Genomic DNA, 21,198 nt, shown 5'->3' on the forward strand with positions numbered 1-21,198 from the left:
AGACTGGTCAGGTGGAGATCCGCTCGCTCAGCCTGCCCGCGCCGGACCGGCGACCGCCCGCGGTGAACGAGGATCTCGTCCTCACCGGCCCCGACTTCGTCGTCGTCCTCGACGGCGCCACCGCTCCGCCAGGCATCGAGTCCGGCTGCCGGCACACGGTCGCCTGGCTGGTCGCACAACTGGCCGGTCACCTCGCCACGCCCTTGCTCACCGGCTCGTCGGCGCCACTCACCGACCTGCTCGCCGACGCGATCACCGCGGTCCGGGCCGGCCACGCCGACACCTGCGACCTCACCAACCCGGACAGCCCGTCCTCCACCGTCGCGATGCTGCGGGTCCGACCGGATCACCTCGAACACCTGGTCCTGGCCGACTCACCCCTCGTCGTGCGCTCGCCGTCCGGCGTGACCACTCCGCACTGCGACAACCGCGTCGACTACCTGCCCGAGTACTCCTTCGCCGCAGTACGCCGACTCCGCAACCAGCCCGGCGGCTTCTGGGTCGCGAGCACCGAACCCAAGGCGGCGTACGAGGCGGTCACCGGTACGACGGATCGCGCCGACGTCGAGGTGGCCGCCGTACTGACCGACGGAGCATCGCGGTACGCCGAACGCTACGGCCACTCGTGGGACGACCTGCTCGACGTCCTCACCACCGCCGGGCCGCAGGAGCTGATCGCCCGCGTCCGCGCGTACGACGAGACCGCGCAAGGCTTCCGCGGCAAGCGGTACGACGATGCGAGCGTCGTCCTGTGCCGGTTCTAGGGGTGCGGCCCGTACGACGGGAAGGTCGGGCCCGAGCTGTTGAAGCGGGGAGCGTACTGCGGTGGTCCTGGTGGTGGGACCGCGTCGGTGGGCCGGGTAGCGGTGGCCAACTCGTGTTGCCGGCGGGTGATGTCCAGGAGCAGGAGTGAGGCGGTGATCGCGGCGACGATCAGCAGGATCGTGGCGACGGTGAAGCCGATGTTGACCGCGAGGGCGACGTGGACCATGAAGTCCTGCAGGTCGTAGATGTCGACGTAGTCACCGGTCGCGTCCGCGGCGTCGGCCGCGTCGACGAGACGGACGATCCACACGATGAAGCCGACGAACGCGACGCCACCGCCGCCGACCACGATCAGCCAGAATCCCGTCCAGGTCGCCCACCATCCGTACAGCAGAGTGCGCATCCGACCGCTCCGAACGGCGCCGGGCTGCTCCGGCGGCTCGCTCGCGGTGGCCACGTCCTGGACGAGCTGCAGCGGATACCAGAACTGCACGATCGGGCAGAACCACGCGCCGACGATCCAGCCCTGGGCCCGCCGGTGCAGGCTGTGCTGCGGTTCGGCCATCGGCCGTGGCGCGAGTGGTGAGTACAGGAAGTAGGTGTTGTCGCGGGCCTGCCACAGCCAGATCAGGAAGGCGATCCCGGTCCCCATCAGCAGGTAGCTGACCAGGTTGAGCAGCGGGCCGGTGCCGGCGATCGACGCGATGCCGCGGTCGATCTCCTCCTCGGACAGCAACCCGTACACGAACCGCTTCACGTCGTCGTACGAACGCCACAGCAAGGCGGACTGGATCACCGCGGCCAAGGAGGTCAGGCCCATCAGCACGATGCTCACGATCGCGACCTTCCGCAGCGGCCGGTACCGCGGCGGGATCGGCGGCGGTTGGTACGGCAACGGACCGTGGTACGACGGCGGCCCCGGATAGGGCCACGGCGGTTGGTGCGGCCCCGGTACTGGATACGGCTGTGTCACGTGTTCTCACCTCCCCGCAGCCAAGTTAACCCAAGGGGTGGAGCGATCAACCCGTGATCCACAGGTGAGAACGTGCAATCAGACCGCCGCGAACGCCTCCCGGACCGCGGGCAGCGCGAGCTTGCGATCTGCCTCCGACAGCCCGATCCGGGTCCGCCGGTCCAGTACGTCGTCCTCGGCGAGCGCACCCTCGTGCCGGACGGCGAACTGCAGCTCGGCGAAGGTCGTCCGTAACCCGGGCGCGATCGGGGCCAGCAACTCCGGCGGTCCCGCGATCACGTCCGGCGCTTCCACGCCGTACCGCTGGACGAACCGTGCGGGCGCTCGCACCGCCGCGAGCCGGACCCGATCGGCCGCACCGATCAGCGGGATCCGGTGCGTCCGGCAGGGCCGGCGTACGTCGATCGACGACTGCTCGAGCGCGGTGTCGAGGGCGTCCTGGGCCATCCGGCGGTAGGTGGTGAGCTTGCCACCGACGATCGTGACCAGCCCGTCCGGGCCGGTGATGACCGCGTGCCGCCGGGAGATGTCCGCGGTCTTGTGCTCACCCTTGTGGTGGCCGGTGTCGAGCAGCGGCCGGAGTCCGGCGTACGTGCCGAGCAGGTCGGCCCGGGTCACCGGCTCATGCACGGCCGCGTTGATCGTGTTGAGCAGGAAGTCGATCTCCGCGTCGGTCGCCTGCGGTACGTCGCTCACCGGTCCGGGCGCGTCCTCGTCGGTCAGACCGACGTACACCCGGTCGTCCGGCGCCGGGATCGCCATCACCACGCGGCGCAGCTCACCCGGCACGGGCACGGTCAGTACGGCGGACAGCCCGCCGAACACGGACTGCGGCAGGACCAGGTGGGTCCCGCGGCTCGGCCGGAGTTTGATGCCCTCGGCAACTTGTCCGGCCCAGATCCCGGCGGCGTTGATCACGACCTTCGCGTCGACCTGCACGCGGTGCCCGGTCAGCTGGTCCACGAGCACGGCGCCTCGCCCGGTGACCTCGGTGGCTGCGACCCGGGTGAGCACGCGAGCGCCGTACTGCGCCGCGGTCCGCGCGATCGCGATCACCAGCCGGGCGTCGTCGTACAACTGGCCGTCCCAGGTCAGGAAGCCGCCGCGCAGTCCCTCCGGCCGGATCGTCGGCGCGTAGCGGAGCACCTCGGCCGAGCTGACCCGGCGCGAGTGTGGCAGGTAGTCGTCGCTGGTCCGGGCGAACGTCCGCAGGACATCACCGCCGAGGAAGGCGGACCGCAGCAGCGCGGCCTGCGCGAACTTCGCCTGCGGGAACCACGGCGCGACCTGCGGGACCGGATGGACCAGGTGGGGTGCGGTCGTCTTCATCAGGATGCCGCGCTCGACCGCGCTCTCGTACGCGATGGCGACGTGGCCGGAGGCGAGGTAGCGCAGGCCGCCGTGCACGAGCTTGGAGCTCCACCGGCTGGTGCCGAACGCGAGGTCGTGCTTCTCCACCAGGGCAACGGACAGGCCGCGGGCGGCCGCGTCCAGGGCAACGCCGGCGCCGGTGACCCCGCCGCCGATGACCAGCACATCGACCGCGCCGGTCGTGTCCAGCCAGTCCAGCTCGCGGGCGCGGCGAGCCGCGTTCAGGCTGGCGTTGCCCAGGTAGGTCATGGCCGGAGGTACCGGTCAAGCATCGCGCGCAGCTCCTCGTCGAGCTTCGTGTACTCGTCCTTCTCGGCCATCACCGGCCCGGACACCGCGGAGGCCAGCGAGACCAGAATGATCTGCCGAGCGAGCCAGACCGGGTCGCCTTCTCGGATCGAGCCATCGGCCTGACCTGCCTTGATGCCTTCCTCGACCAGCGCGAGGTGCGCGACCGTGCTGCTGCCGCGGCGCTCCAGCAGGTACGGCGTGAGGAACTCGGGGTCGAGCTCGATGATCTTCCGCATCAACGGGTGGACGCGGGTCTTCGCGACGACCTCGACCACACCCTCCACGAGCAGGGTCTTGCCGTCGGCGGCGTCGGGCTGGAACGCGGACACCAGTGCGGTGGTCCACTCCCGGGTCATCAGTGCGGCGACGACCGCCTGCACGTTCGGCCAGCGCCGGTACAGCGTCGCGCGGGAGACCTCCGCATGCCGGGCGATGTCGGCCATCGTCATCCGGCGCATCCCGATCGCGAGCAGCAGCTCGTAGGACGCGTCCAGGATCCGCTCCTCGCCGATCGCGTTCGCGGGGGCCGGACGGGTGCTGGTCTCGGGTTCCGAGTCGCTGTTACGCTGAGACATCACGTGTCAGAGTGTATCAGCGACAGTACAACTGGCACAGTGGCATCCCCGAACTGTCCGTGGGAGGTGGAGACCAGGGGGTTTCACCTCTCACGGACGCTACTCCCCGATCCACCGAAAGGCAGCCCACGATGACCGAATCGGACCTTCCGGTGGCGCAACTCACGCCCGGCCGGTGGGGCGACCCGTCCCACTCCGTGAAGCTCCCCGCCGCAGCCCTCGACGCCCTCAAACACCTGGGCGTACGCCGACCCCCGCACGAGCCCACCGCTCCCGCTGACCGCCCCGGGATTACGTCTGAGCAAGTGGCTGTCCTGACTGACGTGGTCGGGGCCAAGCACGTCACGACCGACCTGGACTCCCGCTGGGCCCACACCCGCGGCTACTCCACTCCTGACCTGCTGCGCCACCGCGCCGGCGACACCTCCGACATGCCCGATGCCGTCGTTTACCCGGCCTCCCACGACGAGGTCCTCGCCCTCCTGACCGCCTGCGCCCGCCATCACCTGGCAGTCGTCCCGTACTCCGGTGGCACCTCGGTAGTCGGCGGCCTCGCACCCGACCGCCGCTTCATCACCCTCGACCTCCGACGCCTCGATCAACTGCTCGACCTGGACGAGGTGTCCCGCACGGCCACCCTCCAAGCCGGCGTCCGCGGTCCAGCCGCCGAGGCTCTCCTCGCCGCCCGCGGCTACACGCTCGGGCACTTCCCGCAGTCCTACGAAGGTGCCTCGATCGGCGGCTACGCGGCAGCCCGATCGAGCGGGCAGTCCTCCGCGGGCTACGGCCGCTTCGACCAGATGGTCGTCGGTCTCACCCTCGCCACCCCGCGCGGCACGATCGAGCTCGGCCGCGCACCGATGTCCGCGGCCGGCCCCGACCTGCGCCAACTCGTGCTTGGCTCAGAGGGCGCGTTCGGGATCATCACGTCGGTCGTCGTACGCATCCGGCCGCGGCCGACCGAGCGGCACTTCGAGGGCTGGCGGTTCGAGAACTTCGAGACCGGCCTGACCGCGATCCGCCGGCTCGCGCAGGACGGACCGCTGCCGACCGTGCTGCGGTTGTCCGACGAGGCGGAGACCGCGGTCAACCTGGCCGATCCGGATGTGCTCGGCGGCGGGTCGGGCGGCGTACTGGCGATCATCGGCTTCGACGGTCCGTACAACCAGGCGACTGCTGACGTGCTGACCAAGGCGGGCGGTCAGAACCTCGGCGAGGGCCCTGGTGAGCTGTGGCGCGTCGGCCGGTACCGAGCGCCGTACCTGCGGGATCCGTTGCTGGACGAGGGTGCGTTGGTCGAGACGTTGGAGACGGCCGCGTTCTGGTCGCGGATCCCCGCGCTGAAGGCCGCCGTCACCGAAGCGCTCGTTGGTGCATTGAGCGCGCAAGGTACGCCGCCTTTGGTTCTCTGCCATGTGTCACACGTGTACGAGACCGGGGCTTCGCTGTACTTCACGGTGATCTCGGCCCAGACCGATGACCCCATTGGCCAATGGCGGCAGGCGAAGATGGCCGCGAGCGAGGCGATCGCCTCAGCCGGCGGGACGATCTCCCATCACCACGGTGTCGGCACCGACCATCGGTCGGCGTACGCGGACGAGATCGGCCCGCTCGCGGTCGAGGCTCTGCAGGCCGTGAAGCACACGCTCGATCCGGACGGCGTGATGAATCCAGGGATCCTCTTGACCTCAAGATGACTTGAGGTACGACAGTCGAGGGCATGACACCTGAACCCTCTGACCGTCCTGTCGCTCTCATCACCGGCGCATCGGCCGGCCTCGGGCTCGCGCTGGCCCATGGACTCGCCGACCGCGGCTGGGCGCTCGTGATCGACGCCCGCGGCGCCGAAGCTCTGAAGGACGCGGCCGATGCGCTCGCTGCCCGTACCGATGTCGTCCCACTCGCTGGTGACATCACCGACGCCGACCACCGCGCCGACCTGATCGAGGCCGTGGCGGGACTCGGTCGGCTCGACCTGCTCGTCAACAACGCGAGCTACCTCGGCCCGAGTCCGCTGCAGACTCTCGAGACCGCCAACCTCGACGAACTACGTCGCGTCTACGAGGTCGACGTACTCGCGCCACTCGCTCTGACCCAAGCACTGTTGCCAAAACTCACCCGAGCTGCCGGTGTGCTGATCAACATCAGCTCCGACGCCGCGGTCGAGGCCTACGAGACGTGGGGTGGGTACGGCTCCGCCAAGGCAGCTCTCGACCACGCGACGCGGGTTCTCGCCGCCGAGCACCCCACCCTTGCTGTGTACGCCGTCGATCCGGGAGATCTGCGGACGGCGATGCACCAGGCCGCGTTCCCCGGTGAGGACATCTCGGACCGGCCCGAGCCGGCCACCGTCGTACCGGCGTTCCTGCGGTTGCTGGACAGCCGCCCGGAAAGTGGTCGGTACCGTGCGGCGGAGTTCGCCCAGGCGGTGACTCCGTGAAAGTCCATCCACACACGAGATTCGTCCTGCCCGACGCACTGAACGCCGGCGAACCACCGGAGGCCCGAGGGATCCAGCGGGATCAGGTGAAGCTGCTGGTCGCGGAGGGGTCGACCGTCACGCACACCCGCTTCGACCGGATCGGTGAGCACCTGCGACCCGGCGACCTGCTGCTGGTGAACACGTCCGGCACCCTGCCCGCAGCCGTCGACGGCTCCTGGATCACCGGCGCCGGTGTGGCTCCGGTCGTCGTGCACTTCTCCACCTCACTCGACGACGGCACGTGGGTGGTCGAGCTCCGCAACGGCGGCTCGCCGATGTTCGGCGGTACGGCGGGCGACCGGGTGGAGATGCCGGAGGGCGTGCTGACGCTGCTGTCGCCGTACCAATCGGATTCCAACCGCCTGTGGCGCGCGAAGCCGCCAGTGCCTGATGTGCTCAGTTATCTCGAGCGGAACGGGCGGCCGATCACCTATCAGTACGTCGACCAGCGGTGGCCACTCGCGTCGTACCAGACCGTCTTTGCGCGTGAGCCGGGTAGTGCGGAGATGCCCAGCGCGGCAAGGCCGTTCAGCTTCGAGCTGGTGAGTCACCTGGCGTCGCAGGGCGTACTGATCGCGCCGATCCTGTTGCACTGCGGCGTTTCCTCGCTCGAGAGCCACGAACCACCCTTGCCCGAGCGGTACGACGTACCCGCGCACACCGCTCGTTTGGTCAACTGGGTCAAGGCCAACGGCGGACGTGTCATCGCTGCGGGCACCACCGCGGTCCGAGCCATCGAGTCAGCCGTCACCCCGGATGGTTCAGTCGCGGCCGCCCACGGCTGGACCGACCTGGTCCTGGGTCCCGACCATCCCGCTCAGGTAGTGGACGGCCTCATCACCGGCATGCACGCTCCGGAGGCCTCACACCTACTTCTTCTGGAGTCGGTTGTCGGCGACGGCACGGTCCAACGCGCCTACGACGCCGCCCTGCAGCACCAGTACCTCTGGCACGAATTTGGCGACAGCTGCCTGCTGCTGCGCTGACCGTGCCGGCGAGGCCGGCAGATGTCTGTCGTTACCCGGCCGAGCGCGTTTCTCTACTGCACGTGGACTCATCGCTGATGCCCCTACCAAGAAGGTCCCCCGTCGGGACGTCACCTGATTAGACAGGTAACCAGGGCCACCTGTCATCGGGTTTGATCCAACCGAGCGCAAATTGTGGGCTAGGCCGTTTAGTTGCCTGGTGAACCTAATTGGCGTGCGAAGCGGTTAGGTGTGGGCCTTGTTGCGGCGGCGGTTCGTGGTCTGGAGGAACAGCCACGCCACGGCCGCGCCGACGACGAACCCGCCGAGGTGACCCTGCCAGGAGATGTTCGGGATCAGGAAGGAGAGTACGGCGGTCACCGCGACGTACCCGAGGATCCAGGTGACGTCGAGACCGCGGGCCCGGCTGATCACGAGCAGGGCGCCGACCAGACCGAGGACCGCACCGGACGCGCCGAGGGTTGCCGAACCGGGGGCGGCGAGCAGCCAGACCGCGGCGCTGCCGCCGAGGGCCGACAACAGGTACAGGACCAGGAACCGCAGCCGGCCGAGCATCTGCTCCAGGATCGGGCCGATCTGCCAGAGCATGAACAGGTTCGAGAAGATGTGGAAGATCTGCACGTGGGTGAAGGCCGACGTGAGCAACCGCCACGGCTCGGTGTCCACCAGCACCGGGACCAGCACCAGGTCGTTGACGACCCGGCTGCTGCCGGTGCGGACGGCGATGAAGACCAGCACGTTCAGCACCAGCAGGCCGATCGTGACGAACTGCGGGTTGCCGCGCTGGATGCCACCGAGGGAGGTCCGGGTCCGTGGGACCGACTTGACGCCCTCGTTGAAGCAGTTCGGGCACTGGAAGCCGACGGAGGCACTGTTCATACAGGCCGGGCAGATCGGCCGGTCACAGCGCTGGCAGCGCACCCCGGCGGGCCGATCCGGGTGCCGGTAGCAGACGGTCTCGGTCACGCGGGGTGCGTCCTCCCTGGGAGTGCGGGGCCGAGCCTCCTCGGCCCCGCGAGAAGCTCAGGCGTTCTTGCGCTCGATCACGACGTTGTTGATCAGGATCGGGTCGATCGGCCGGTCGCCCGGCGCGGTCTTCGCGGTCGCGATCGCGTCCACGACCTTGCGCGACTCGTCGTCGGCGACCTCGCCGAAGATCGTGTGCTTGCGGTTCAGGTGCGGCGTCGGCACGACCGTGACGAAGAACTGCGAGCCGTTGGTGCCGCGGCCGAACTGGATGCCGGCGTTCGCCATCGCGAGCAGGTACGGGCGGTCGAACTGCAGCTCCGGGTGGATCTCGTCGTCGAACGAGTACCCGGGCGAGCCGGTGCCGGTGCCGAGCGGGCAGCCGCCCTGGATCATGAACCCGTCGATCACCCGGTGGAAGGTGAGGCCGTCGTAGAACGGCTTGGTGCTGGGCTCACCGGTCTGCGGGTCGGTCCACTCCTTGCTGCCGTCGGCGAGGCCGACGAAGTTGCTCACCGTCTTCGGCGCGTGGTCGGGGAACAGCCGGATGACGACATCCCCCTTCGTCGTCTGCAGGGTTGCGTACAGCTCTTCGGCCACGGGAGTCACTCCTAGTCGGAATACGTCTTTACGTCCTCGATCCTGTCATGTGGACCCAAGAAAAGGCGCATTGACGGGTACGTGTGGGCATGGCGTGGTGGGGGCACAGGGTGATCGACTGCCGAAGTCGTACGATGCAGATGAAGCCGGATTTGTCCAGAGCCGTAAGAGAGTGCCCATGTCGCCGATGGGCGGAGCGCCGTCCGTCGGTACGGGCGGCACCGAGGAGGGAACCGTGGGTTTGAGGAAGTCCAAGGGCCGGGTCGAGGTCGCCAAGGACCGGGTCAGGCCACTCGCCGAATCGGCGTCGGAGAAGCTCGGACCGGCCGTCGGCCAGGTCCGGGACCACCTGGGGCCGGCCGTGGGAACCGCACGGGAAAGGGTGTCGCCGTACGCCGAGAAGGCGGTCGAGCGCGGCGCTCACTACGCGCATGTCGCGGTGGAGAAGGCCAGCCCGGTGATCGACGACGCGCTGGCCAAGGTCGGACCGGCCACCGAGCAGGCGGCCGAGAAGGCCCGTGAGCGGTTCAACGACGACGTACTGCCGAAGGTGACCGCCGCACTGGCGTCGCTGGCAGCCGCCGCCGAGCCGGTCGTCGAGGAGACCTCGCGCCGGGGCAGGGCCACCAAGGCCGCGCTCAAGGGTGAGATCGAAGTGCCGAAGAAGAGTCACCGGCTGCGCAAGATCGTGCTGTTCCTGGGCTTCGGTGCCCTGGCTGCGGCAGCGGTCAAGAAGCTGCTGACCCCGCCGGAGCCGGCCTGGCAGTCGACCCCGACCAGCGGTCGCGACTACAGCTCCGCCCCGGCCGGTACGACGTCGCGCCCAGAAACGAGCACGTCGACGAGCACTTCGACGAGCCCGTCGGCCAACGGCAAGACCGAAACCGCGAAGCCGGAGGCCCCCAAGGCCGAGGCGCCGAAGGCCGATACCGCCAAGGCGGATGCTCCCAAGGCTGACAGCACCGACGGCGAGGTCAAGTCGACGTCCAACGGCACCGCCGCGAAGAAGACCAGCACCACCAGGAAGTCGACCGACTCCAAGCCGACCGACTCCTGACCGGCACCACCACCGCAACGGCGAAGGCCGCGATCCCCACCTGGGGGTCGCGGCCTTCGTTTGCCTGCTGACGTCGTCTTGCGCGTACGGCGTCAGTTCGGTTGGGGCTCGGGGTCGGTCTCGCCGCGAGCGATGGTGTACCGACCGGCCGACAGCAACTGGGTCGCGTACCGGTGGGTGATGCAGGGGTAGCTGCCACCGCAGCTTTGGCAGACCGCGTCGTTGCGGTGCAGCCAGGGCAGAACCTTGAACCGTTTGACCCAGGTCAGCGGCTCACGGTCGGGTGCGTGCATCTGGAGCGCGGCACGCGCGGCGTCCTGGATCTCGGGCGCCGACCAGTCCTCGGCACTCTTGTCCATCAGGGCGCTCAGGTCGGGGTGGTGGTGGTCCGTGGGGTGAGCTTTGTTCATTTATGCACGTCTTCCGAGGCAGGGTGGAGGGCGCGAATGAATCGTCTGCTTCAAGCGTGACGACCCGATCGCTGTTAGCAACGGTAGTCCTCAGGTGGCCCATGCCGCGCGTTGATATGCACCATCGCGGTGTCAGATCTTCGTCAGGTTTCTGAGCGTGTCGGGTCAGGACCAGAGCGTCTCGAGGCTGACCCGGGCCTCGAGCTCGAGCAGATGCCGCTTGGTCGGGATGCCGCCGCCGAAGCCGACCATCTTCCCGCCGGCCCCGACGATGCGGTGACACGGCACCACGATCGGCAGTGGGTTCCGGTTGCAGGCGACGCCGACGGCCCGGGCCGCGCCCGCGTCCCCGACGATCTTCGCGACCTCGCCGTACGTCTGCATCTCGCCGTACGGGATCCGGCGCATCTGGTCCCAGACAGCGCGCTCGAAGGCAGAGCCGCTCGGGACCGAGAGTGGCAGGGTGAAGTCCTGGAGCTCGCCGGCGAAGTAGGCCTCGAGTTGCTCGGCGGTCTCCGTCAGCAGGGGGTCGGTGTCGACCGGGCGGTCCGAGCCGCCGAAGTGCACGCGGCACAACCCGACGTCGTCGACCGCCAGGGTCAGGTCGCCGATGGGCGAATCGATCACAGACCAGCGCATACCTACATCCTGCCGCTCACCACCGACATTTCACCGTCCCCACCCCACCGCCCCGGTCAGGCACATTCTGGCCGGATTGCGCCACGAACAAACCGCGACGTGATGTTCTCGCCCGGTCACGCGGTGTTGTGCTATTCCTGATCCATGCCGAGCCGGCCGCCGCAACCGCCGCTGGACCGCTGGTTCAGTTCCGAGCGGTCGATGGGTCTGGCTGCCTCGATCCTGGTCGGGCTCGTGACCGTCACCACCTGGGCGACAGCGTGGTCGGACTGGTACTCGTACCAAACCTTGAAGCGGTACGCCGATGATCCGGACCAGCTGGCCGAGGCCGACCTGATCTCCGGCTCGCTCGGCATCGTCAGTGCGCTGGTCCTGCTGGCGGCCGCGGCCGTGTTCATCATCTGGCTGTGGCGGGTCCGGTGGAACGCGGAGATGTTCTGCCGCGGCGAGCACCGGTTCACCCGCGGGTGGGTCCTCGGCAGCTGGATCTGCCCGGTGGTGAACCTCTGGTACCCCAAGCAGGTCGTCGACGACATCGTCGCGGCCAGCGACCCGCGCACGGATCCGCAGACACCGATCCTGCGGGAGATCCCGGGCACACGGCTGGTCTGGGGCTGGTGGCTCACGTGGGTCGCGGGCCTGGTCACCGGCAACATCGTGCAGCGCGGCGTACTGGCCGGCTCGACGCAGGTCGGTGACCTGCGGACGAACGTCGTACTGTCCACGATCTCGGCGTTCTGTACGACGGCGGCCGCCGTGCTGGCGGTGATCCTGATCGAGCGGATCGACGAGCTGCAGACCAACCGTGAATGGGTGCCGTGGTGGGCGCTCGATCAGTCCCACAGCAGATACCAACCTCCTGCGAGGTAAACCAAACCGTCACGCACCGTCTGCTGCGTCGTTACCAATGGTGATGGGCGTACGAAAAGAACACGTTAAGTCGACACCCTCGGTGCTGGGCTCGACTCCCTTCGCGTACCTACTTCGTGGTATCAATGTGGCTCGGTCATGCGGGGGCAGGAAAAGGCCGAAACGCCGAACAGACGGAGTTCCAGCAACGCGAGGGACGCGAGACGTGAGCCACCCGCAGCAAGCAGTTCTGTCTGCTGTAGAAGACCATGAAGAGTGGCAGCCGCACGCAGCTGAGGAGTTCCAGCAGGTCGGGACGGTCGGAAAGATCGCCATCGGTTTGCTGGGTGCGTCGACTATCACCCACCTGCTTTCCACCTGGTCCGATTGGAACACGTATTCCGTCGTCCACCGTTATCTCGGTGGGATGCCGAACGTCGATGACGCGGATCTGAATCGCGCCGACGCGATCGCCAAGGTCACCGCGGTTCCCAACGTCATCATCTCGGTCGCCGCCGCCGTGGTCTTCGTGATCTGGCTCTGGCGGGCCCGGGTCAACTCCGAGGTGTTCTGCCAGGCCGACCATCGCCGCGGTCATGGCTGGGTGCTGGCCAGTTGGTTCTGCCCCGGCCCGAATCTCTGGTATCCGAAACAGATCGTCGACGACGTCTGGCTCGCCAGCGATCCGAAGACCCCCGTCTACGCCGATGACCTGCGCCGATTCAGGACGCCGTCCCTCACGTCCGTGTGGTGGGTCGCCTGGGTCGGCGCGCTCGCGTTCGACGTGGTGGTCCGCCGGTTCCTGATGTGGATGGAGGCGACCGTCGGGTCGCTGCGCGGTATCGCCCTGGCCGGTACGGCGTCACTCGTCCTGACCGTGGTGTCCGCGATCGCCGCGACGATGGTGATCCGCAAGATCAACCACATGCAGACCACCCGCGAGTGGCTGCCGTGGTGGGACCAGCGCGAGCCGAAGCTCGCCGTGGTGCCGACCTACGCCAACGACGACACCGACGAGCAGCCCGCGATCTCCGAGCCGATCGCCGCGTCCGTCCCGGCCCCGACCCGGCGGCTGGAGCGTCAGCCCGAGTACCAGATGGCCGGTGGCGTCCAGGCCCCGCCGGCGAACCCGTTCGCACCCGCGGCGCCGCAGGGCTTCCCGGGTGACGGCGCAGCAGCCGGTGGCTTCCCGCCCGCACCTCCTGCGCCTCCCGTGCCCGCCGCTCCGGCTGCGTTCACCGGTGAGAGCCCGGTCGAGGAGCCGCCGAAGTGGAGCCCGTTCGCTCCGGTCGTGTCGAACTGGCAGGACGACAACGGCGGTCCGGCCACCGAGCAGTTCAGCCCGGTCGAGTCCTGGCAGAACGAGAAGCCGGCCGAAGAGACGGCGTACGAGGCTCCGAAGACGTCCTGGAACGAGTACCTCGGCGACAAGAACGACGACGTCCTGTCGACCAACACGTCGAGCCGGTGGCTGGACGAGGCCGCACCGCTGACCGTCGTCCCGCCGGACCCGTACTCGTACCAGCCGCAGCAGCCTGAGCCGGAGCCGACCTGGGCCGCGAGCTACTCCGAGCCCTACTCGTACGAGACGCCGGACTACCTGACCTCGACGTCCACTCCGGAGGTCGAGACCGCACCCGAGCCAGAGCCCGCCCCTGTTGCGCGCGCCGGCCGCCGGGCCGCTCGGGTCGCGGTGGACAGCCCGTCGGCGATCCAGTCGGCCATCCCGTCGAACTCTGGCGAGGAGTATGGCGCCTCTGAGTACTCCGCGCCCGCAGACCACTCGGTGTACTCGCCGTCCGAGCACACCGTCTACGGGCAGTCGGACCACACGCCGGCGTCCTCCGGCTACTACGAGCCCGCTCCGGCGCTCGGGCAGCAGGACGACTACCTGACCCCGTCCAAGCCGCTCCCGACAGTTCCGTCGTACGGACCGGAGCCGTCGTACCAGCCGGAGAGCTACAGCTCGGAATACAGCACCCCGTCGTACGACGAGTCCAGCTATCAGCCCACGTCGTACGAGGCGCCGTCGGACTACCAGACGTCGTACGGCTCGGAGTACACGAGCACCAGCTACGAGCCGACCGAGTACAGCGGCAGCAGTTACAGCTCGGACTACTCCAGCCCGAGCCCGAGTGGGTACGAGTCGACGTCGTACGACTCCTACAACAACTCGCAGTACGGCGGCGGCGAGTCCTACGAGACCTACAGCCCGAACTACGCGGCGGACTCCTACTACACGCCGGCCGACCAGCCGACGCAGCAGCCGACCGGGCAGCCTGAAGAGCAGCAGCCGGCTGAGTACCAGCAGGAGCAGTACTCCTACGAGGAGCCCGCACCGGAGCAGCCCACCACTCCGCGGACCCACCCGCGTCGGCGCTGGGTCTGATCAAATAGCCTTATGCAGCTAGCCTTCGCCACGCTCGGTTGCCCCGGAGCGCCCCTGGACCACGTCCTGGAGCTTGCCAAGGGCAACGATATTTCCGGACTCGAACTGCGGGCCGCACCGGACGAGTTCACCAGCACCGCACTGACCGCGGCGGAGCGGCGTGAGCTCCGCAGGCGGATCGAGGACGCGGGCCTGGAGATCCTCACCGTGAGCAGCTACGTCAAGCTCTGCGCGGTCGAGGAGCAGCCGCTCGAAGCCCACCTGGAGCTGGCCGCAGACCTCGGCGCCCGCGGTGTTCGCGTCTTCGCCGGTGACGACCCAACCACAACGGACGGTACGCCGGACTCCCCGAGCGCCGGCGAGATCCGGGCCCTCGACCGGGTCACCTCCGCTCCCAGGGATGTCCACATCCTGTTGGAAACCCACGACTCGCATTCAGCCGGTCGGCAGGTCGCCGCGTTCTGCGCGCTGCTCGACAGCAATGTCCCCGGCCACAACGTGAAGGTGATCTGGGACAGCTCCCACACCTGGTCGCACGGCGAGACGCTGGCCGAGTCGTTCAACCTCCTGCAGCCGTGGATGGAACTCGTGCAGGTCAAGGACGCCGACTCCCGGCAGGACTACCGCCCGGTCGCGATCGGGGCCGGTGACTTCCCGGTCAAGGAGTTCCTGGAGACCATCGACGGCACCGACTATCCGGTCTCGCTCGAGTGGGAGCTCAAGTGGCACCCGACCTTGCCGCCACTGGAAGAGGCACTCCCGGCGCTTCACGCTTGGTTGGGTAACGGCGCAGTCAAGTAGCGCGTGATCGTCGGGCCGAGCCAGGCGACCGCGTCGTCGGCCTGCAAGCCGACGATCGGGGGGAACTCGAGGATGTAGCGGCAGAGCGCGAACCCCAGCGCCTGGCTCGACACGAGACCGGCCCGGACCGCCGGCTGGTCGACGGACAGCTTCCGCAGCAGCGGCATCAGCTGTCCGGCGAACACCTCACGCATGCGCTCGGCCGCGACCTCGTTGGTGACCGCGGTCCGCAGCAGCACCTTGAGCGTGTCGTCGGCCTCCCACCGCTGGATCAGGTGCCGGGCCATCGCCTCGCCGACCTGTTCCCTCGGTACGTCGCCGAAGTCGGGCAGCCGTACGTCGATCTCGGCCGCCGCCGCGAACAGCTTCTCCTTGCTGCCGAAGTACCGCATCACCATCGCCGGATCGATCGCCGCGTCGGCCGCGATCGCCCGGATCGTGGCCCGCTCGTACCCGTCGGCGCCGAACCGCTCCCGCGCAGCCGTCAGGATCGCCGCCCGGGTCCGGTCCGACTTCTTCTCCGCCATGCTTCCAGCATATGCCAACGGTTGTTGACTTTTACCAGAAGCGGGCTACAGTAAAAGTCAACAAGCGTTGATAAATACGAAGGGGAAGAACATGATTCCGGAGAGTGCCGATGTTGTCGTCGTAGGGGCGGGTCCGGTCGGGCTCGCGGTGGCAGCCGGGCTCCGGCTGCACGGTCACTCGGTGGCCGTGATCGACAAGCAGGCCGAGGGTGCGAACACCTCGCGGGCCTGCGTGATCCACCCGCGCACGCTGGAGATGCTGGACGAGATCGGTGTCACCAAGCGCCTCGTCGACGAGGGGCTGGAGCTCGAGGAGTTCGCGGTCCGCGACGCCGACCGCCGGCTGATCCCGGTCGGTTTCGCCGACCTGCCGACGAAGTACCCGTTCATCACGATGATCCCGCAGTCGTCCACCGAGCGGATCCTGCTCAACCGGCTTGAGGAGCTCGGCGGCTCGATCCTGCGGCCGTACTCCGCGGCCGCCGTCACCCAGACCGCGGACGGCGCCGAGGTGACGCTCGACAGCGGTGACGTGATCAAGGCGCGGTACGTCGTCGCCGCGGACGGCATGAACAGCACGGTCCGCGAGCTGGCCGGACTGAAGATGCCCGGCAACACCTTGCAGCTGTCCTGCAGCCTGTTCGACATCCGCGTCGACGGAGGTCTGCCGCTGGACGAGGTCGCCCTGTACTTCTCCAACGCCGGGCTGCTCGTGGTCGCCCCGCTGCCGGACGGAACGTTCCGAATCGTCGCCGAGACGCCCGACGCACCGGAGCACCCGGACGCGGCGTACGCGCAGCAGATGCTGGTCAGCCGCGGTCCGCGCAAGACGCAGCCGAAGGTCACCGAGGTGGTCTGGGGTTCGCGGTTCCGGATCCACGAGCGGGTCGCCGACCAGTACCGGGCCGGCCGGGTCGTGCTCGCCGGCGACGCGGCGCACACCCACAGCCCGGCCGGCGGTCAGGGGATGAACCTGGGCCTGCGGGACGCGGTCACGTTGGCTGCTGCCCTCGCATCCGCGCTGACCCACGGCGACGAGGCGGACCTCGATGCCTACGCGACCAACAGCCGCGCCGAGGCGGTCCGGGTGATCGGGCTCGCGCACCGGCTGACCCGGCTGGCGAACCTCCCCCGCCCGCTCCGTCAGGTCCGCAACACGATCGTCGGCCTGGCCGGCCGACAGGAGAAGGTCCAGGTCAAGTTCGCCAAGCAGCTGGCCGGCTTCCCAGAGCGCTGACCTGCCTCTACCCTCCAGTTACGAATAGCAACAACTTGACTACTGGAGGTCATCGTGTTCCGCCCCACCCGATGGACTCGTCTCATCCCGCTCGCCCTGGCCGCGGTCCTCACCGCCGGTGCCGTCGGCCAGGTTCAAGCGACCGCACCACCGGATCGGCAGGCCGTCGGCGAGCTGATCCAGCTCCTCCGCGTCAACACCCCGACCCAGGCCGACCGCAAACGCCTGGCCGGTCTCGATCTCGACCTGGCCGAGTCGGCCGGACCGAAGTACGTCGATGTCGTTGCCTACAGCAATAGTGATCGCCGGCTGCTGCAGCTGGCCGGCTTCACGTGGTCGACGCTCGAGGACGATCTGGTCGGTGCCGATCGTCGACGGGAGAAGGCCGATGCCGCTTATGCACAGGCGGTCCGGAACAAGACTGTCGCAGCCACGTTGCCCAGTGGGCGTACGGCGTACCGGCAGTTGGCCGACTACGACAACGAGCTCGCCGGTCTTGCGCAGCAGTATCCGTCGAAGGCGAAGCTGTTCACGCTGAAGGAGAAATCGCTGGAGGGCCGGACGATTCGCGGCCTCGAGATCACCCACAACGTCGGTGTGAGCGACGGCAAGCCGGTGTTCCTGATGCTCGGTCTGCACCACGCGCGGGAGTGGCCGTCGGGTGAGCTCACGCTCGAGTTCGCGTACGACCTGTTGAAGAACGACGGCACCGACCCGCGGATCACGAACATCCTGGAGAGGTCGCGGGTGATCGTCGTACCGGTGGTGAACCCGGACGGCTTCAACCTCAGCCGCACGCTCGGGTACGAGCTGAAGCGGAAGAACTGCCGGGTCACGAACGGGCAGATCCCCACGGCCGGGCAGTGCTCGCAGTCGTCGTACCGGTCTCGTGGGGTCGACCTGAACCGGAACTACTCCGGCTTCTGGGGTGGTCCGGGTGCGTCGAGCAGCCTGACCTCGGAGACGTACCGGGGCGCGAGTGCGTTCAGTGAGCCCGAGTCGCGCAACATCCAGGCGCTCGTGTCGCAGCATCAGGTGACCACGCTGATCTCCAATCACACGTACTCGAACCTGGTCCTGCGCGAGCCCGGGTACGCCGGTGCGCCGATCACGCCGGACGAGGCGATCTACAAGTCCCTCGGTGACCAGATGGCCGCGATCAACGGGTACACGAGTCAGTACAGCTACCAGCTCTACGACACCACCGGCGTCGCCGAGGACTGGTCGTACTACGCGACCGGCGGACTCGGTTTCACCTTTGAACACGGGACAAGTACCTTCCACCCGGCCTTCTCGACCGTGGTGAACATGTACGCGAGCAATCGCGGTGCCTACCTGCTCGCAGCCGAGTCCACCATCAACCCGGCCCGGCACTCGATCATCACCGGGACCGCTCCGGCGGGCGCCGTACTGCGGTTGAAGAAGTCGTTCACGACGAAGACGTGGAACGGGACGCAGCTGCCCGACACCCTCGAGACCACGATGACCGTCCCGGCCGCGGGCGCGTACAGCTGGCACACCAACCCGTCGACCCGGCCGACCGTCGTACAGCAAGGCGGGACGGAGTCGTGGACGCTGACCTGTGAACGCCCAGCCGGTCAGGTGAAGGAGACCAAACCGATCACGGTCGCCCGCGGCGCCACCGCCACCGCGAACCTGACCTGTTAGCCGGCCGTCGACTCCCGGATCTCCAATGTGAACGGGACGGTGAGGTCGCGGCGTGCGGCCTCGCCGTTCCCGGCGATCCGCTCGAGCAGGAGGCCGACCGCGTTGTCGGCCAGCCATTCCTTGTCCGGCGAGATCGAGGTCAGCGACGGCGAGTGGTACCGGCCGTCCTCGATGTCGTCGAAGCCCACGACCGCTACGTCACCTGGCACCGAGAGCCCGGCGTCGGCCAGGGTCCGCAGTGCGCCGAGCGCGAGCAGGTCGTTGAAGCAGAACACCGCATCCGGCGGCTCGGGCAACGCGAGCAGCTCGCGCATCGAGGCCGCGCCGTCCGGGCGGTGATAGCCGGTGCCGGCCAACTCGAGCGCCGGGTCGTGCGGAATTCCGGCCGCTTTCAACGCCTTCCGGTAACCCTTCCGCCGGACCGCACCCGTGCTGGTGCCGCCGACACCGATGGCCGCGATCCGCCGGCGGCCGATCGCGATCAGATGACTCGTGGCGTCGTACGACGCCTGCACCGAGTCGACCGCGACCCGGTCGAAGTTGTCGCCGGGTGGGCGCTCACCGAGCAGGACCAAGGGCTTGCCGGTCGCGGCGGCGCTGATCTTGGCCGGCGTGGTGGTGATCGGGGAGAAGATGATGCCGTCGATCAGTTGTCCGCGCATCCCGTCCAGGACCAGCTTCTCGGCATCCGTCTCGCCCTCGGTCTGGTCGATCAGCACGGTGATACCGCGGCGCTTCGCGGCCCGGCTGATCGCGGCGCCGAGCTCGGCGAAGTACGGCGAGGCCATCTCCGGGATCGCGAGCGCGATGAAGTCGGAGCGGCCCTTGCGGAGCGAGCGGGCGCTGACGTTCGGGCGGTAGTCCAGCGCGGCGATCGCGGCCTCGACCTTGGCCCGGGTCCGGGCGGTGATGTGCGGGTAGTCGTTGATGACATTGGAGACGGTCTTCACCGAGACCCCGGCCCGCGCCGCCACGTCGCTCAGCCTGGTCGTCATCCGTTCCTCCTGCTCACCGGTCTGTGGCCTGAGTGTGCCATGAGGCCGAACCCTTTACAGCAGATGTCAATCGTTGTAGAACTCCACGTTAAACGTTGCAGACCCTTGATGGGAGACCCGATGGCACGGCTGATCGTGGATCCCGCGTTCGTGGTCGGTGCGCTCGACCGGCGGCTGTTCGGTTCGTTCGTCGAGCACATGGGGCGCTGCGTCTACACCGGCATCTACGAGCCCGGGCATGCGACCGCCGATCCGGACGGCTTCCGGCAGGACGTGCTCGACCTGGTCCGCGAGCTCGGTGTCACCACGATCCGCTACCCGGGCGGCAACTTCGTCTCGAACTACGACTGGGAGGACGGCGTCGGGCCGAAGGACCAGCGGCCGCGGCGACTCGACCTCGCCTGGCGGGCGATCGAGCCGAACCAGTTCGGCACCGACGAGTTCATGGCCTGGTCCCGCAAGGCCGAGGTCGCGCCGATCTGGGCGGTCAACCTCGGCACCCGCGGCATCAAGGAAGCCGTCGAACTCCTCGAGTACTGCAACCTCCCGGCCGGCACCGAGCTCCCGGACCGCCGCGTCACGAACGGCAACACCGAGCCGTACGGCATCAAAGTGTGGTGCCTGGGCAACGAAATGGACGGCCCTTGGCAGATCGGCCACAAGACCGCCGAGGAGTACGCGCGGCTGGCCGAAGAGACCGCGAACGCGATGCGCCGGGTCGAGCCGGAGCTCGAACTCGTCGCCTGCGGTTCGAGCAACGCGAGTATGCCGACCTTCGGCGAGTGGGAGCGCGTCGTACTGGAACGCACTTACGACCTGGTCGACCACATCAGCCTGCACGCGTACTACGAACCGCACGACGGTGACCAGACGAGCTTCCTGGCCGCGTCCGAGGAGATGGACCGGATGATCTCCGAGGTGGTCGCGACCGCCGACCACGTGAAGGCCTTGAAACGCAGCAACAAGGAGATCACGCTCTCCTTCGACGAGTGGAACGTCTGGCGCCAGGAGGAGTTCCCCGGTGAACTCGGACTCGGCATCCGCGAGGTCAGCCCACTGATCGAGGACACCTACACCGTCGACGATGCGGTCGTGGTCGGCAGTCTCCTGATCACCCTGCTCCGCCATGCGGATCGCGTGAAGATTGCTTGCCTAGCGCAACTGGTAAACGTGATCGCCCCGATCCGCACCGAGCCCGACGGTCGCGCCTGGCGACAGACGATCTTCCACCCGTTCGCGCTGACCGCCCGGTACGCCGGTCCGACCGTCCTGCAGACCGCGGTCACGGGTGGACCGTCGGTCGACACCGCCGCGTTCGGGCGGATCCCGGCGCTCTGGAGCACAGCGACGTACGACGAGAAGACCGGTGAGACCGCGATCTTCGTGGTGAACCGGAGTGAGACCGACAAGATCGACCTGGAGATCCCGGTCAGCGGCCGGCTGATCGAACACCTGGCTCTGTCCGACGACGACCGTAGGGCCGTCAACACCGCCGACGACCCGGATCGGGTGGTGCCGCGTCATGTCGACGGCACCGAGGTTGTCGACGGGATCTGCACCGCCACACTGCCGCCCGCTTCGTGGCATGTGATCCGCCTGAACTGAAGGGACCCGCCC

20 protein-coding genes are annotated in these 21,198 nt (G+C 68.3%); 11 read left to right on the forward strand and 9 right to left on the reverse strand.

The annotated features are described in order from the left end of the window. Positions 1-11: 11 nt before the first annotated feature. Positions 12-764 carry a protein phosphatase 2C domain-containing protein gene (locus AB0L70_RS03115; RefSeq protein WP_363679340.1) on the forward strand — a complete coding sequence of 251 codons (753 nt, stop codon included), beginning with the start codon at positions 12-14 and terminating at the stop codon, positions 762-764. Here AB0L70_RS03115 and AB0L70_RS03120 read toward each other — a convergent pair. The 3 genes from AB0L70_RS03120 to AB0L70_RS03130 form a co-directional block, all read right to left on the reverse strand. Further along, positions 761-1,738: a DUF4328 domain-containing protein gene (locus AB0L70_RS03120; protein ID WP_363679342.1), complete on the reverse strand. Its 978-nt coding sequence runs from the start codon at positions 1,736-1,738 to the stop codon at positions 761-763. The two genes, AB0L70_RS03115 and AB0L70_RS03120, sit on opposite strands and share 4 nt — an antisense overlap. Before the next feature lie 78 nt (positions 1,739-1,816). Further along, on the reverse strand, positions 1,817-3,358 hold the full coding sequence (locus AB0L70_RS03125) for a glycerol-3-phosphate dehydrogenase/oxidase (protein ID WP_363679344.1): 1,542 nt from the start codon (positions 3,356-3,358) through the stop codon (positions 1,817-1,819). Continuing rightward, the gene (locus AB0L70_RS03130; protein WP_363679965.1) at positions 3,355-3,975 is read right to left on the reverse strand and encodes a TetR/AcrR family transcriptional regulator; all 621 of its coding nucleotides are present in this window, start codon (positions 3,973-3,975) and stop codon (positions 3,355-3,357) included. Before AB0L70_RS03130 ends, AB0L70_RS03125 begins: the two co-directional genes overlap by 4 nt. Before the next feature lie 131 nt (positions 3,976-4,106). On the opposite strand from AB0L70_RS03130, the gene AB0L70_RS03135 reads away from it, so the two are divergent. Genes AB0L70_RS03135 through AB0L70_RS03145 form a run of 3 tightly spaced genes read left to right on the forward strand, consistent with a single transcriptional unit; the run spans position 4,107 to position 7,443 of the window. Next, on the forward strand, positions 4,107-5,672 hold the full coding sequence (locus AB0L70_RS03135) for an FAD-binding oxidoreductase (protein ID WP_363679345.1): 1,566 nt from the start codon (positions 4,107-4,109) through the stop codon (positions 5,670-5,672). A 23-nt stretch (positions 5,673-5,695) separates the two neighbouring features. Continuing rightward, positions 5,696-6,415, forward strand: coding sequence for an SDR family oxidoreductase (locus AB0L70_RS03140; protein WP_363679347.1), 720 nt, complete (start codon positions 5,696-5,698; stop codon positions 6,413-6,415). Continuing rightward, positions 6,412-7,443 carry an S-adenosylmethionine:tRNA ribosyltransferase-isomerase gene (locus tag AB0L70_RS03145; protein WP_363679349.1) on the forward strand — a complete coding sequence of 344 codons (1,032 nt, stop codon included), beginning with the start codon at positions 6,412-6,414 and terminating at the stop codon, positions 7,441-7,443. Before AB0L70_RS03140 ends, AB0L70_RS03145 begins: the two co-directional genes overlap by 4 nt. 225 nt (positions 7,444-7,668) lie before the next feature. On the opposite strand, the gene AB0L70_RS03150 is transcribed toward AB0L70_RS03145, so the two are convergent. Continuing rightward, complete coding sequence (locus tag AB0L70_RS03150; protein WP_363679351.1) at positions 7,669-8,409, reverse strand: rhomboid family intramembrane serine protease; 741 nt, start codon at positions 8,407-8,409, stop codon at positions 7,669-7,671. A 57-nt stretch (positions 8,410-8,466) separates the two neighbouring features. Next, positions 8,467-8,997 (reverse strand): peptidylprolyl isomerase, encoded by a 531-nt coding sequence (locus AB0L70_RS03155; RefSeq protein WP_363679967.1) that lies wholly within the window; start codon positions 8,995-8,997, stop codon positions 8,467-8,469. A gap of 247 nt (positions 8,998-9,244) precedes the next feature. Between AB0L70_RS03155 and AB0L70_RS03160 the strand changes: the two genes are divergently transcribed. Then, a complete protein-coding gene (locus AB0L70_RS03160; protein WP_363679353.1) occupies positions 9,245-10,066 on the forward strand; it encodes a hypothetical protein in 822 nt (273 codons plus the stop codon). Between the two features lie 92 nt (positions 10,067-10,158). Here AB0L70_RS03160 and AB0L70_RS03165 read toward each other — a convergent pair whose 3' ends face one another. Both AB0L70_RS03165 and AB0L70_RS03170 read right to left on the reverse strand, forming a co-directional pair. Then, positions 10,159-10,476 (reverse strand): hypothetical protein, encoded by a 318-nt coding sequence (locus tag AB0L70_RS03165; protein WP_363679355.1) that lies wholly within the window; start codon positions 10,474-10,476, stop codon positions 10,159-10,161. A gap of 165 nt (positions 10,477-10,641) precedes the next feature. Further along, entirely contained in the window at positions 10,642-11,115 is a 474-nt protein-coding gene (locus AB0L70_RS03170) for a methylated-DNA--[protein]-cysteine S-methyltransferase (RefSeq protein ID WP_363679357.1), read from the reverse strand. Positions 11,116-11,259: 144 nt separating this feature from the next. Between AB0L70_RS03170 and AB0L70_RS03175 the strand changes: the two genes are divergently transcribed. The 3 genes from AB0L70_RS03175 to AB0L70_RS03185 all read left to right on the forward strand — a co-directional run bounded on the left by AB0L70_RS03175 (position 11,260) and on the right by AB0L70_RS03185 (position 15,154). Continuing rightward, positions 11,260-11,985 carry a DUF4328 domain-containing protein gene (locus tag AB0L70_RS03175; protein ID WP_363679359.1) on the forward strand — a complete coding sequence of 242 codons (726 nt, stop codon included), beginning with the start codon at positions 11,260-11,262 and terminating at the stop codon, positions 11,983-11,985. Between the two features lie 205 nt (positions 11,986-12,190). Continuing rightward, on the forward strand, positions 12,191-14,353 hold the full coding sequence (locus AB0L70_RS03180; RefSeq protein ID WP_363679361.1) for a DUF4328 domain-containing protein: 2,163 nt from the start codon (positions 12,191-12,193) through the stop codon (positions 14,351-14,353). A gap of 12 nt (positions 14,354-14,365) precedes the next feature. After that, entirely contained in the window at positions 14,366-15,154 is a 789-nt protein-coding gene (locus AB0L70_RS03185; RefSeq protein WP_363679363.1) for a sugar phosphate isomerase/epimerase, read from the forward strand. Here AB0L70_RS03185 and AB0L70_RS03190 read toward each other — a convergent pair. Continuing rightward, the gene (locus tag AB0L70_RS03190) at positions 15,121-15,681 is read right to left on the reverse strand and encodes a TetR family transcriptional regulator (protein WP_363679365.1); all 561 of its coding nucleotides are present in this window, start codon (positions 15,679-15,681) and stop codon (positions 15,121-15,123) included. The genes AB0L70_RS03185 and AB0L70_RS03190 overlap by 34 nt on opposite strands. Positions 15,682-15,772: 91 nt before the next feature. Between AB0L70_RS03190 and AB0L70_RS03195 the strand changes: the two genes are divergently transcribed. After that, positions 15,773-16,918, forward strand: a complete 1,146-nt coding sequence (locus tag AB0L70_RS03195; RefSeq protein ID WP_363679367.1) for an NAD(P)/FAD-dependent oxidoreductase — start codon at positions 15,773-15,775, stop codon at positions 16,916-16,918. Between the two features lie 54 nt (positions 16,919-16,972). Next, entirely contained in the window at positions 16,973-18,586 is a 1,614-nt protein-coding gene (locus tag AB0L70_RS03200; RefSeq protein WP_363679369.1) for a M14 family zinc carboxypeptidase, read from the forward strand. Here AB0L70_RS03200 and AB0L70_RS03205 read toward each other — a convergent pair. Next, positions 18,583-19,581: a LacI family DNA-binding transcriptional regulator gene (locus tag AB0L70_RS03205; protein WP_363679371.1), complete on the reverse strand. Its 999-nt coding sequence runs from the start codon at positions 19,579-19,581 to the stop codon at positions 18,583-18,585. The genes AB0L70_RS03200 and AB0L70_RS03205 overlap by 4 nt on opposite strands. Positions 19,582-19,701: 120 nt before the next feature. Between AB0L70_RS03205 and AB0L70_RS03210 the strand changes: the two genes are divergently transcribed. Continuing rightward, positions 19,702-21,186, forward strand: coding sequence for an alpha-N-arabinofuranosidase (locus AB0L70_RS03210; RefSeq protein WP_363679373.1), 1,485 nt, complete (start codon positions 19,702-19,704; stop codon positions 21,184-21,186). Positions 21,187-21,198 lie beyond the last annotated feature (12 nt).

The organism is Kribbella sp. NPDC051952, assembly GCF_040680855.1.
Lineage (GTDB): Bacteria > Actinomycetota > Actinomycetes > Propionibacteriales > Kribbellaceae > Kribbella.

Coding starts and splice junctions, on each gene's coding strand:
- AB0L70_RS03125 (WP_363679344.1), bottom strand. CDS start 3,358: ATGACCTACCTGGGCAACGCCAGCCTGAACGCGGCTCGCCGCGCCCGC.
- AB0L70_RS03130 (WP_363679965.1), bottom strand. CDS start 3,975: ATGTCTCAGCGTAACAGCGACTCGGAACCCGAGACCAGCACCCGTCCG.
- AB0L70_RS03135 (WP_363679345.1), top strand. CDS start 4,107: ATGACCGAATCGGACCTTCCGGTGGCGCAACTCACGCCCGGCCGGTGG.
- AB0L70_RS03140 (WP_363679347.1), top strand. CDS start 5,696: ATGACACCTGAACCCTCTGACCGTCCTGTCGCTCTCATCACCGGCGCA.
- AB0L70_RS03165 (WP_363679355.1), bottom strand. CDS start 10,476: ATGAACAAAGCTCACCCCACGGACCACCACCACCCCGACCTGAGCGCC.
- AB0L70_RS03170 (WP_363679357.1), bottom strand. CDS start 11,115: ATGCGCTGGTCTGTGATCGATTCGCCCATCGGCGACCTGACCCTGGCG.
- AB0L70_RS03175 (WP_363679359.1), top strand. CDS start 11,260: ATGCCGAGCCGGCCGCCGCAACCGCCGCTGGACCGCTGGTTCAGTTCC.
- AB0L70_RS03185 (WP_363679363.1), top strand. CDS start 14,366: ATGCAGCTAGCCTTCGCCACGCTCGGTTGCCCCGGAGCGCCCCTGGAC.
- AB0L70_RS03190 (WP_363679365.1), bottom strand. CDS start 15,681: ATGGCGGAGAAGAAGTCGGACCGGACCCGGGCGGCGATCCTGACGGCT.
- AB0L70_RS03195 (WP_363679367.1), top strand. CDS start 15,773: ATGATTCCGGAGAGTGCCGATGTTGTCGTCGTAGGGGCGGGTCCGGTC.
- AB0L70_RS03205 (WP_363679371.1), bottom strand. CDS start 19,581: ATGACGACCAGGCTGAGCGACGTGGCGGCGCGGGCCGGGGTCTCGGTG.
- AB0L70_RS03210 (WP_363679373.1), top strand. CDS start 19,702: ATGGCACGGCTGATCGTGGATCCCGCGTTCGTGGTCGGTGCGCTCGAC.